Raw genomic sequence first — 12017 nt, forward strand, 5'->3', positions numbered from 1 at the left:
CGGCTTCATCGGGTCAATATTCTTGGCGCGGTCTTGCGACGCACCACGACAAGCTCTCACTCACCAACCGTGCCGGAGCCGTTCCACAAGCCATCATCATCTGACCAACAGCTCCAAGAGACAGCTCCAGGAGTCCTTGCTACGCGCTTCCGTCTCAGCGTCAGTCGGCACCAGCAGCCGGTGCAGCTGCTGGTGCCGACGCCGCTTCCTGCGGAGACTCCTGCGTTACCTGTTGAGCAGGAACCGGTGTGGAGCTCGGAGCGGCACTGGGTTTGGGCTAAGGTGCCGGAGCCGGTGCGACAGCCGGTGCCGGAACAGCCACGGGAACCGGTGCGACCACCGGAGCCGGTGCGACCACCGGAGCCGGAGCCGGCTCAACCACAGGAACCGGCACAACAATCGGAGCCGGAGCCGGAGCAGCCACGGGAGCCGGTGCGACAACCGGAGCCGGAGCCGGTGCGACAACCGGAGCCGATTCTGGCGCTGGTGTAACCGCGGGTTCCGGCACGACAACCGGAGTCGGCGTAACCACAGGCGCCGGAGCCTCTACAGGAGCCGGCACAACAACTGGGGCCGGAGCCGGCGTAACAACAGGAGCCGGCACGACGACCGGTGCCGGAGCCGGCGTAACAACAGGAGCCGGAGCTGGCGTTGCCGGCTTGGGCTTGGGCGCGACGACCGGTGTCGGCTTGGGCTTGGGCGCGACGACCGGCGTCGGCTTGGGCTTGGGCGCGGCCACCTTCGGAGCGGGAACCGGCTTTGCCGGCTTGGGCTTAGGTGTGGCCACCTTCGGAGCGGGAACCAGCTTTGCCGGCTTGGACTTGGGCGCGGCCAACTTCGATGCCGGAGCCGGCGTTACCGGCATAGGCGAGGCCACCCACTGCGCCGGAGCTGCGGCCCACCAGTACGAAGGCTGCGCTGCGGAAACAGACGCGGCGGCAGCCGAGGAAGACCTGGCCGCTGTAACAACAACGGCAGGCGACTCATGCCCTTCGTCCGACGCTGCATGGCGGGTGCTGGCCTCCACCGGAACAGCCCAGGATGTGGTCTCCGTAGCGGTGCCGGCCTTCCCGTAGTCGGTCATCTTGATGTTGGCAACGGGCCCCGAGTGACGCAGCCGCAGCAGAGTCCAGTTGTCGGGATCCGTGTGTTTCCCGTTCAGAATGGTTTCAAAGTGGAGGTGGCATCCGGTTGATGACCCCGTGGTCCCGACCTTGGCGATGAGTTGCCCCACCTGGACCGACTGGCCCTTCTTCACGCCGATGCCCTCAAGGTGGTTGTAGGTGGTGATCAGGCCGTTGCCGTGGTCTATTTCCACTCGGTTGCCGCCGCCCCACGGATGCCATCCGACGGTCCGGACGACGCCGGAATCCGCCGCATACACGCGGGTTCCGCAGGCGGCGGAGAAGTCCTGGCCCCAGTGAAACTCACCTGCCGAGCCGGTGATGGGACTCGTCCGCAGCCCAAAATGCGACGTGGGGGTTAGGACGTCCAACGGTGCCATCAGGGTTCCTGCCGCGGGACGCTTCACCTTGCTTGAAGCCGCATGGAGTTTTTGGCTCACCGGCTTTGCCGCGGTGAAGACCAGGGTACGGCTGTAGGACACGTACGCGTCCGCCGAGGCCGAGACGGCACCGGCGTTTGAAGCGAAGGCGCCTGAAACGGAGGCCGAGGCCAGCGTGGCCGATCCGAGAGCCACGTTGGCTGAGGTGTCACCACGGGACTCAGCCGGCACGTGCCCGGAGGATAGACCGGACGAAAGTACTGGGCCAGCGCCCTGGAATCCAAAAGCATAGACCGCCAGGAAAGCCGCGCCTGCGCCTACCCGAACGGCACGGCTCAAAACGGGACGGCCCAGAACGGCATGACGCAGGTCCTGAGGCGTGCGCCGCACAGCGGCAGGTGCCAGATGCTTTGACATTAGATCTCCCCATAAAAGGCCGCCGGATGCTTGTGGATGGCGGCATGCTCCTAACATGGGAGCATGCCGGGCAGGCCAGCGAAACCGATTCGCCCGCATATGTGGATAAGCTGAGAAAATCTTGACCGGGCCTTTCCTGAACTGCGCAAATCTTCAGCTGACGTTGAGGATCCCGGCTGCCCCCCAGCCACCGAAACCGGCCCCGAGCCGCAGGACCCATTTTCATGTTTGCGCAGCAGCGACAGCCGCGGCCGGGCCGGTCCACAGAGCGCAAGACCAGCACGGACCGGGGCAAGAAAATACCCGTGGTCCCCGGCATTCAACGGGAGTATCCTAGGTCGAGCCCGGCCCGTGACGCCCGGCCAGCCCCGCCGAAAGCTCCAGCCAAGAGACAGCAAGCACCGGCGCCCCTCCCGGCAACAGGAACCAACAAAACTAGCGCACAAGTGTCAATGCAGACCGCCTAGGAGGGCCCCATGCCTGCGCCCGGCAACCCCAGCAACACCACTCACAGTGCCCAACCCAGCGGCAGCCCCAACAAAACCGGCAACACCACCCCCATCCCCCAGCCGCCGCCAAAGCCCCTGGTAGGCAACCTGCCCGATATCGACACCAGCCAAGGGGTCATGGGCCTGGTGGAAGTGGCCGAGGAGTACGGGCCCATCGTCCGCATCCAGGTGTTCAACCGCGGCATGGTGGCGCTCTCCTCCCAGGAGCTCGTCAACGAGGTCTGCGACGAGTCCCGCTTCGGCAAGGTGCTCGGCGTCTCCCTCCGCGAGGTCCGCGACTTCGTAGGCGACGGCCTGTTCACCGCGGAAACCGAGGAGCCAAACTGGCAGAAGGCGCACCGCATCCTGATGCCGGCCTTCGGTCCAAAGGCATTAACCAGGATGTTCGCCGGCATGGACGACATCCTGGAGCAGCTGCTGCTCAAGTGGGAGCGGCTCGGCCCCGCGGCGAGAATCGACGTTGCCGACAGCACCACCCGGCTGACCCTGGACACCATTGCCCTGTGCTCGTTCAGCTACCGGTTCAACAGCCTCTACCGCGACGAGATGCACCCCTTCATCGGGGCAATGGTCCGCGCCCTGGTGGAGTCCAAGGACCGGTCCACGCGGCTTCCGGTGCAGAACAAGCTCATGATCCGCAAGCGCCACCAGCTCGACGAGGACAACGCGCTCATGCTGGAGGTGGCCGAGCAGCTCATCAGTGACCGGCGCCGCCACCCCAGCCCGGAGGGCAGCGAGGACATCCTGGACACCATGCTGAACGCGGCGGACCCCGTGACCGGCGAGCGCCTGCCGGAGGACAACGTCCGCAACCAGATGGTCACCTTCCTGGTGGCCGGGCACGAGACCACCAGCGGGCTGCTCACCTTCACCATGTACGAGCTGCTCCGCCACCCTGACGTGATGAGAAAGGCCCGCGCCGTGGTGGACGAGGTCCTCGGCGCCGAAGCTGCAAGATTCGAGCACCTGCCAAGGCTCGGTTACCTGGACCAGATCCTCAAGGAGACGCTCCGGCTTTGGCCCACCGCCCCGGCCTTCAACGTGGCGCCGTACGAGGACACTGTGATCGGTGGCCAATACGAGGTCGCCAAGGGCACGCCCCTCATGGTCCTGATCCCGCAGCTGCACCGGGACAAGGCGGCGTGGGGCGAGGACGCCGCGCTCTTCAACCCGGACCGCTTCTCCCCCGAGCGCGCCGAGTCCATCCCGGCCAACGCGTGGAAGCCGTTCGGCAACGGCCAGCGCTCCTGCATCGGACGCGGGTTTGCCCTGCAGGAGGCCATGCTGTTCCTGGCCAAGGCCCTGCAGCGCTTCGACATCACGCCCGCGGACCCGAGCTATGAGCTGCACATCAAGCACACCCTCACCATGAAGCCGGAAGGGCTTTACATCCATGTCCGACGGCGGGACGTCCGGATCGGCGCAGCGGCGACTGCCGCCGTCGTACAGGAAAAAACGGCGGAAGCGCCGGCGGCGGCTGCCGCCAACGGCGTTCCGGTGCGCGTGCTGTACGGGTCCAATGCGGGCACGTCCCGGGACTTTGCGCAGCGGATAGCGAACGACGCCGGGCGGCGGGGCTACAGCCCCACCATCACTGCGCTGGACGAGGCGGCCGGCGGGCTGCCGACGGTGGGGCTGGTGGCCGTCGTCGCCTCCTCCTATGAGGGGATGCCGCCGGACAATGCCAAGAAGTTTATGACCTGGACCGAGGGCCTGCAGCCGGGCAGCCTCGCCGGGGTGCGGTTCACGGTGTTCGGCAACGGCAACAGGGACTGGGCGCGGACCTACCAGGAGGTGCCCAAGGCGATCGACAGCAGGCTGGAGGCGGCCGGCGCCGAGCGGATCTACGGGCGCGGCGAGGCCAACGCCCGCGGTGATTTCTTCGGCGATTTCGAGGAGTGGTACGCGGGATTCTGGCCCGCGGTGGACGGCGCCCTCGGGCAGCGGACCAGTGCGCCCACCGGGGAACCGCAGCTGGAGGTCCAGTTTGTGGGCAACGTCCGGGACACGCTGCTGCGCCAGAACGATCTGGCGGTGGGGACCGTCGTCGTCAACCGCGAACTGGTGGACCTGACCAAACCCAACGCCCGGTCCAAACGGCACGTGGAGATCGCGCTGCCGGAGGGCATGGGCTACCGGACCGGCGACTACCTGGCGGTGCTGCCGCTGAATCCCAGCGACCTGGTGCAGCGGGCGCTCACGCGGCTCACCCTGGACTACGACTCCCACGTGGTGCTGGCCATGGAGCACGGGGACACGTTCCTGCCCACCGGAACGCCCGTGGCCGTGGGCGAGCTGCTGAGCAGCTACGTGGAACTTGCGGTGCCGGCCACCCGGCCGCAGCTGGAGCAGCTGGCCGAGGTGGCGGCGGACCCGGCGGAGCGCGCGGAACTGGAGGCCCTGGCGCAGGACCGGGGGCGGCACGCGGCGGAGATCGTGGACAGGCGGGTTTCGCTGCTGGACCTGCTGGAGATGTACCCGTCGTGCCAGCTGCCGTTCACGACGTTCCTGCAGCTGCTCACCCAGCTGACCCCGCGGCGGTACTCGATCTCGTCGTCGCCGCTGTGGAGCCCTGACCACGCCACCCTGACGTTCGCCGTCGTCCAGGCCCCGGCGTGGTCCGGCCGCGGCACGTTCGAAGGGGCGGCGTCCACGTACCTGGCGCAGGCGCGGCCGGGGTCCCGGGTGGCGGTCCAGGTGAGGCCGTCGAACGCGGCCTTCCACCCGCCGGAGTCCCTGGCCATGCCGGTCATCATGGTGTGCGCCGGGACCGGGCTGGCGCCGTTCCGCGGGTTCGTGCAGGACCGGGCGCTGCGGGCCCAGGCCGAGGGAATCCGGCCCGCGCCTTCGCTGCTGTTCTTCGGCTGCCGGGCACGGGACACCGACTTCCTCTACGCGGCGGAGCTGGCATCGTGGGCAGAGCAGGCCAACCTGGACCTGCGGCCGGTCTTCTCCAAGGCGCCGACCGACGGCCAGAAGTACGTCCAGCACCGGCTGTGGGCGGACCGCGCGGACGTCAAGGAGCTGGTGAAGCAGGGCGCCAGGGTGTACGTCTGCGGCGACGGGAAGAACATGGCGCCGGAGGTCCGCGAGACCTGCGAGCGCATCTACCAGGAGGCCACCGGCGCTTCCGAAGCGGATGCCGATGCCTGGATGGACGAGGTGGAGCGCACGCACGGCAGGTACGTGGCGGACATCTTCACCTAGGAAGTGTCCCCTCACGTTCAGGGCTGCTGCGACGATCCCCCAAACAGCCGTCGCAGCAGGCCCTGCCCAAACGTTATCGATATTCCGGGTAGCGTTGCGCCGCTGCGACGCCCGATCCAATGAATTGTCACCAAAACTGGTGACGCCCGGTGCGCTTCGCCGAAGCAATCACCCTATTCCTTGGGTTGCCGCTCCCTAATCTCCACGTAGACCTCATCCCGATCCGCCGACTCATCGTAGGCGAGGATGGTCACGGCCGTCTTCGACCCGGAAGGGAGGGCCCGTCCCCTTACGAATCCTCCGTCAGCATTCTCCAGTGATGTGCTCAGCAGCGCAGATGCCTCACTCAGTACAGCAGTGGAAAGTTCTGTCTCCCGGTCATCCAGGATGTCCACCTTGACCCCCCTCGCCCGGGCCCTCCGCGCAGCTCGAAGCACTTCCGGTGTTGCGAGAGCGCGGCCCCTGATCTGGTCGCGGAGCTGGGCTTCCAAGAGGACGCAGTCCTGGCGATCCTGCTCCGACAGGGGACCACTTGCGATGAGTTCCAGGGAGGGACGGGTGAGACGGTCAAGCTCACGGGTCCAGTGGGTTTGCGCCAGCCGCCGCGCTTCTTCCCGGGCCAAACGGACCGCCGCTTCAGTCTCCTGACTGGTGTAGGCCCGGGCCTGATCCACGCAGCGGCGCAACACCTTGCTCACCGCGGTTGCAATGCCGATCCACATCAGCGGGGTGACCACCAGGGCGAGCCCGTCCACAACACTCAGCCGGTGAAGCATCGAGCCACTGAAGTCCAAAATGGCGAACAGGCTTATGCCCACCCATGCCAGTGCCACCCTGTTTCTCATGGCGACGGTCACCATCAGCATCTCGATGGCCCCGCAATGCCATGCAGCGTAACCGGGATGGACGTCCGAGGGAAGCACCGTCATGACCAGCAGGTCCATCAGAACAACGCCGAAAACGGCCATCCCCGCATGAAACCGTGGCAGGGTCCTGCCCTTGCCTGGCCACGTAACGACGGCCATGAGAACGAGGCAGATACCCATCGCGGCCAGTGCATTCCACATGGACGTCACCGTGCCCAGGTTGGCCAGGCCGAGCAGAATGTGGGCCGCCGGGAATGGCAGGCCGAGGGCCAGAATGAGCGGCCGTGTAATGGCGTTATCCATAATCCGCGGGCATCCTCCATGTCAGGCGGACATGGGTTCCGCCGGTGGGGCTCGACGTGATCCGGGCGTCGCCGCCTGCCTCGCGCATCCTTTGGATAATGGACACCCGGACGCCCAGCCGCTCCTGTGGGATCGTGGTCGTGTCGAATCCCGGTCCGCCGTCGGTGATGTCAATTGCCACTTCCGGGCCCGCGGCAGCCGACCCCATCCGGCATGCGATATTCAGTTCCGCCGGAGAAGCGGGCGCGTGGAGGAAGCTGTTTCTCACGGCTTCGGTGGCTGCCTGGATGAGCGCACGCGCCGCACCCAACGGGATGGCCCACTGGGTTACCGGTTCCGCAAGATCTGAATGAGAGCTGATGCCGGGCCCGTACCGGGCTGTGGCTGCGCGCAGTCGATTGACGAGTTCGTCCTCACCGACAAACGCACCGTCTGCGTTCGGCTCCCCGCCCAGGTTTGCCAAGTCGGAAAGGGCGCTTACGGCGGCTTTCTGCGCTGCATCCACCACCTCGGGAGAACGGGCTTGCCCCGCCACAATGAGCGTCGCCATCACCGTATCGTGGATCAGCGCGTCCAGCCTGGATCTTTCAACCCTGATGGCCTCCGCGCGGGCAGCGGCAGCGAAGCTCGCAACGGCCGCAACCGATGCCCGGTCCGAAGCTGAGGCTGCTCTGCGCAGCGCCGTGATCGGCGCGATGATCACCACCGCCAAAGCAGCGGTCAGGAGCGCGTCTTGAACGGCAGCGGTCCCCACCGGCGTGTCACCGGCCGCCATCAGCGGCACCAACACAATCAGGACGCAAAACACGGTTCCATAGACGACTGCCGCCCCGACGCTTGAAGCAATGGCGGCCATGGCGATGCCAACACCGGCTACGCCCCATGACCAGGGCCTTGACCCAATCTGACTGCCGTCGCCGGCTAACCCCAGAAACCACGTGAGGTAGCTTGAGATCATCAAAGTAGCGGCAACTCCGGCACCGATCCGAAGCCACACGAGCGATTTCCGAACGAGCATCGTCCACAGTATTGCGGCCGGGATCCCCGCCATGAAGACCAGATCCCACCAGAAGTTGTGCAAAGGCATCTGGGCCAGGACCTCGGGCAGCGACAGGGCGTAGAGCACGAGCGCGAAGATGCTGGTGGAGCGGCCAAGGACGAAATCGATGCTTGCCCGGGAAATGGGCCCTGCACTACCACCCGTTCGGGCGTTTATCCGCACCGTGACTCCATGCTCACAACTGCTCCGGGGGAAGGACGCCGTCCTCCACAGCCCTGTGGTAGAGCTCCAGCTTGGTGGCGGCAGGCCTCTCCGCAGCCGCGTATTTCTCGCGGATCCGCTTGATATTCGTTCCTACCGTATTGGAAGAAACGTTCATTCTTGCCGCAATCTGCGTCCGCGTGAATCCAGCGGCGTACAACCCCAACGTCTCGCGTTCCCTGTCACTTAAGGCCACGACAAATTCGGCATCCCCGTCGATGGCTGCCGCCAATTCCTGGTTGTCGATAGTTGCCCCGTCCGCCACTTGGCGAACGAGGTTCAGAGTGTCACGGATGTCATCGGATTTCCTGGATACACCGGAGGCACCGGCCGCGAGTGCCTCCCTGAGAGCCTCCGCCCGGTCACCGACGCTGAAGACCAAAACGGGGTACCCGGCCTGCACAATCCTGCGAACGTTGTCGCCTGGACGGGACCCGTCGGCGAGCGACATATCCAGCGCCACCACATCGAACATCCCGTTGGAGCCAGCGAGCAGCGAGCTGACTGTGTCCGCGAGCCTCACTGCTACAACCGGAACCTCCGCGGTTTTAGCCTCCACCGATGCTGCGGCCGCGAACCCAATGCGGACAGCTTCGTGATCGTCAACCACCCCGACCCTGACAACACGACGATCCATCCATTCCCCCCAGGTCAATTCCGAACCATCTTCGCCACGCGAATAGGCGGTTTTCAGAACAACCTATACGCAATTCAACGGATCATTCCTGATGATGTCGCGAACGGAATTGCAGATGACGCCTTGCAGAAAGCATGACCGTTATACGGGGACCGCGGGCTCGCGGGGACACGGATGTACAGTTGTGCTGGCGGGCAGGTTCCACAGCGTCAAATACCGAGAAGATCCGGGGTATGAGTGTGAACGAGTACGAGGCTTCACTAATCGTCAGGGCCGGAGCGGAGCTGCTGCGCGTGGCTTCGTCTGATCCCCGCTCGGAGGAAGGCTACGAGGCCGTCAAAGCCAATATCTCGGAGGCTTTGGAGGGCATAGCGGAAGCCCTTGCGAATTTTGAGGCCAGTTCGGGAGCACCCAGCCGTTCAACCGGTTGGGTTCAGGACCTTCGCCGCGTGGCGGATGACATAGTGCAAAGGTAGTTCGGCCCGCGCCTGCGGATCACCGGCCAACGACGCCGGCCGGACTGAGTTCCCATTCACTCCGGGCGATCGCGTACTCGACGTCGCCGTGTTCATCGCCCGGGATCGACACCGGCCAGTCAGCGACGAAGTTACGCACGAGACGCATCCCGGCCTTCTCCATCACCCTCCGCGAGGCGGCGTTCACTGCCATGGTCTGGGCAACAACACGCTGCACGCCGAATTCGGCAAACCCCTTGGCGATCAGCGCACGGGAACCCTCGGTGGCGTACCCCTTCCCCCAGGCCTCGCAGCGCAGCCGGTAGCCCAGCTCCGGCTGGTCGGGCGGATCGCCGGGGCCGGGCCGGTAGTGGAACCAGCCGAGGAAGTCCCCCGTTGATCTCTCCACCGCGGCCCAGAAGCCGTAGCCGGGAAATCTCTTGTAGTAGCCAAGGAACGCCGGAAGGTAGTCGCCTTCAATCTCTTCCCGGGGTGTCGGGGCACCGCCCGTGATGTACCGCATCACGCGCGGATCGCCGTCGAGCTCCACGAGCAGGTCCGCGTCGCGGGCAGTGAACTGCCGCAGCAGAAGCCGCTCGGTCTCCAGGAATATCTGCATGCGGACATTCTTGCACCGGGACGGCAGCAAACCAGCTACTTGGCCGTCAGTTCCTTCCGGCGGAACGTCCCGGCGATGGAGAGCTTGCGGCCGTATTCGATGGAGCCGTAGCGGAACAGGTGCACGGCCAGGCGCAGGATGAGGATCCCCACGATGAACACCTCGGCGATCACGATGGCCGATTCGACGGCGCCCAGGGTTCCGAAGCCGTTGCGGAGCAGCGCGGTGACGGGGGCGGTGAGCGGGAAGTAGGTGAAGACCTGCACGATCAGGGCTTCGGGGTCGCTGATGATGAGGCTGACCGCGTAGAAGGGCACGAAGATCAGGGCCATCAGCGGGCCGAAGATGGTGCCGGCCTCCTTGGCCGTGGGCATGATCGCGCCGATGGCCACGAGCACGCCGGTGAACAGGGTGAACCCGCCCAACAGCAGCAGCGCCCCGGTGATCATCGGCACGGGCTCGAACACCAGGGAGGACAGGTCAAGATCGGGCAGGGCCACTGAATCGCGGAAGAGTAAGTAGGCGGCGGCGATCGGGGCGAGGAACACCGTTATCTGGAGGAGCCCGACGGCGAACAGGGAGATGATCTTGCCGGTCACCAGGGTGGTGGGATTCAGCGTGGTCAGGATCATCTCCGTGACCCGGTTTTCCTTTTCTTCCAACGTGCTGTTGAGCATCTGGTTGGACAGCAAAATCATGCTGACGTAGAAAATGACCAGGAACACCAGCGGCGGAATCACTGAGCCGATGCCTCCGGCGACCCGGCCGTCCCGGTACGTTTCGGCGTCGAACTTCACCTCGCCGCTCAGGGCGGCGGTGACTTCCGGTGCATTGACCCGGGACTGGGCCGCGGTGACCAGCAGCTGTTTGGCCACGGCCTCATACTTGCCGTTCTCGAACATGCCCTTGTCCGCGCCGTACACCTTGACCGGCTCGGTGGCGGGATTTACCGGGTAGGCGAAGTAGGCCTCGCTGCTGCCGTTCTTCACCGCCTCGAGCGCGGCACCGGGGTCCGACGTCGGGGTTCCGCCGGCGGCCTGCGCCAGCGGTGTGGGGATGAGGCCGGAGGCGTCGGTGTAGTTGAAGGTCAACGCCGAGTTCTTCTGCGCGTCAGCGTTTGCCGAGGTGCTGGAGTTGCTGGCGTAGACGAGGGCAAAGATGATCGCGAAGACCACAGGGATGGCCAGGGTGGCGATCACGAACCCGCGCTTCTTGATGGTCCGCATGAATTCGAACCCGACGACGGTGCCCAGGTTGTGCTGCCTGAATGCTGTGCGTGCCATGGTCCTAGACCTCCGCCATTTCGTGCTGTTCCCCGTACACCTGAATGAAGATCTCCTCCAGCGACGCCCGTGCGGTGGCGAAGCTGCGCACCGCGACGCCGGCTCCGATCAGTTCCCGCAGCACCGCTGTTTCGTCGGCCCCGACGGCGGGGGCCAGCTCCGCGTGCCCGTCGCCGTCGCGCACCACGCTGTACAGGGCGGAGGCGGGGAGGATGCCCTCGTAGCCCAGCCGGTACACGGTGCCCCCGAACTGGTCCTGGACTTCGGTGACCGTCCCGTACGCCCGGGCCGTGCCGTCCTTGAGGAGGATGACCCGGTCGCAGAGCCGTTCCACTTCCTCCATCTGGTGGGTGACCATGATGACCGTGGCGCCGGCGAGCTTCTGCTCCTCGATGATGTCCATCAGCAGCCGCCGGTTCACGGGGTCGAAGCCCTTCGTGGGCTCGTCGAGGATGAGCAGGTCGGGGTCGTTCATGATGGTGACGCCGAGCTGGACCTTCTGCTGCTGGCCGCCGGAGAGCTTGTCCAGCCGGACGGCGGCCTTGTCCGCGAGGCCCACCCGCTCCAGGTAGGTCTGGGACCAGGCGCGCGCTCCGTGTTTGCTCAGGCCCTTGAGCCGGCCGAAGTAGACCATCACGTCCAGGACGGCTTCCTTCTTGTACAGGCCCCGCTCCTCCGGCAGGTAGCCCAGCCGCGCCCCGTCCCGGGGTTCGAAGACCTTCCCGCCGATGTGCAGTGTCCCGGCGGTGGGCTGGTAGATGCCCAGCAGCGCCCGCAGGGTGGTGGTCTTCCCGGACCCGTTGCTGCCCAGGAACCCGAAGGTTTCACCGGCCCGGACATCGAAGGACAGGTCCCTGACGACGGTCGTCTCCCCGAAGTCCATCCGAAAGTTTTTGATGTGCACAAGCGGTTCCACCGCGTCCCCCAACGTCATCAAGCCAGCCTAGCCGAAGCGA

9 protein-coding genes are annotated in these 12017 nt (G+C 65.7%); 2 read left to right on the forward strand and 7 right to left on the reverse strand.

Annotation, left to right across the window (positions count from 1 at the left end; translation table 11 throughout):
* Positions 1-277: 277 nt before the first annotated feature.
* On the reverse strand, positions 278-1735 hold the full coding sequence (locus tag G9E11_RS05960) for a M23 family metallopeptidase (RefSeq protein ID WP_311764303.1): 1458 nt from the start codon (positions 1733-1735) through the stop codon (positions 278-280).
* Between the two features lie 662 nt (positions 1736-2397).
* Between G9E11_RS05960 and G9E11_RS05965 the strand changes: the two genes are divergently transcribed.
* On the forward strand, positions 2398-5637 hold the full coding sequence (locus G9E11_RS05965; RefSeq protein WP_190603851.1) for a bifunctional cytochrome P450/NADPH--P450 reductase: 3240 nt from the start codon (positions 2398-2400) through the stop codon (positions 5635-5637).
* Positions 5638-5810: 173 nt separating this feature from the next.
* Here G9E11_RS05965 and G9E11_RS05970 read toward each other — a convergent pair whose 3' ends face one another.
* The 3 genes from G9E11_RS05970 to G9E11_RS05980 are packed head-to-tail and all read right to left on the reverse strand — an operon-like array spanning position 5811 to position 8704.
* Positions 5811-6806, reverse strand: coding sequence for a hypothetical protein (locus G9E11_RS05970; protein WP_190603853.1), 996 nt, complete (start codon positions 6804-6806; stop codon positions 5811-5813).
* Positions 6799-8028, reverse strand: a complete 1230-nt coding sequence (locus G9E11_RS05975; protein WP_190603854.1) for a sensor histidine kinase — start codon at positions 8026-8028, stop codon at positions 6799-6801. Before G9E11_RS05975 ends, G9E11_RS05970 begins: the two co-directional genes overlap by 8 nt.
* A gap of 13 nt (positions 8029-8041) precedes the next feature.
* Positions 8042-8704, reverse strand: coding sequence for a helix-turn-helix transcriptional regulator (locus tag G9E11_RS05980; RefSeq protein WP_190603856.1), 663 nt, complete (start codon positions 8702-8704; stop codon positions 8042-8044).
* Positions 8705-8937: 233 nt separating this feature from the next.
* Here G9E11_RS05980 and G9E11_RS05985 point away from each other — a divergent pair, with 233 nt between their 5' ends.
* Positions 8938-9180 (forward strand): hypothetical protein, encoded by a 243-nt coding sequence (locus tag G9E11_RS05985; protein ID WP_190603858.1) that lies wholly within the window; start codon positions 8938-8940, stop codon positions 9178-9180.
* 19 nt (positions 9181-9199) lie between these two features.
* Here the strand turns inward: G9E11_RS05985 and G9E11_RS05990 are convergent, their stop codons facing one another.
* From G9E11_RS05990 to G9E11_RS06000, 3 genes are read right to left on the reverse strand one after another with little or no spacing between them, the layout of a single operon-like run.
* A complete protein-coding gene (locus G9E11_RS05990) occupies positions 9200-9778 on the reverse strand; it encodes a GNAT family N-acetyltransferase (protein ID WP_190603859.1) in 579 nt (192 codons plus the stop codon).
* A gap of 35 nt (positions 9779-9813) precedes the next feature.
* Complete coding sequence (locus G9E11_RS05995) at positions 9814-11061, reverse strand: ABC transporter permease (protein WP_190603861.1); 1248 nt, start codon at positions 11059-11061, stop codon at positions 9814-9816.
* Between the two features lie 4 nt (positions 11062-11065).
* Positions 11066-11995 (reverse strand): ABC transporter ATP-binding protein, encoded by a 930-nt coding sequence (locus tag G9E11_RS06000; RefSeq protein ID WP_190603863.1) that lies wholly within the window; start codon positions 11993-11995, stop codon positions 11066-11068.
* Between the last annotated feature and the right edge of the window lie 22 nt (positions 11996-12017).

The sequence above is a fragment of the Arthrobacter ipis genome (assembly GCF_014694315.1).
GTDB classification, from domain to species: domain Bacteria; phylum Actinomycetota; class Actinomycetes; order Actinomycetales; family Micrococcaceae; genus Arthrobacter; species Arthrobacter ipis.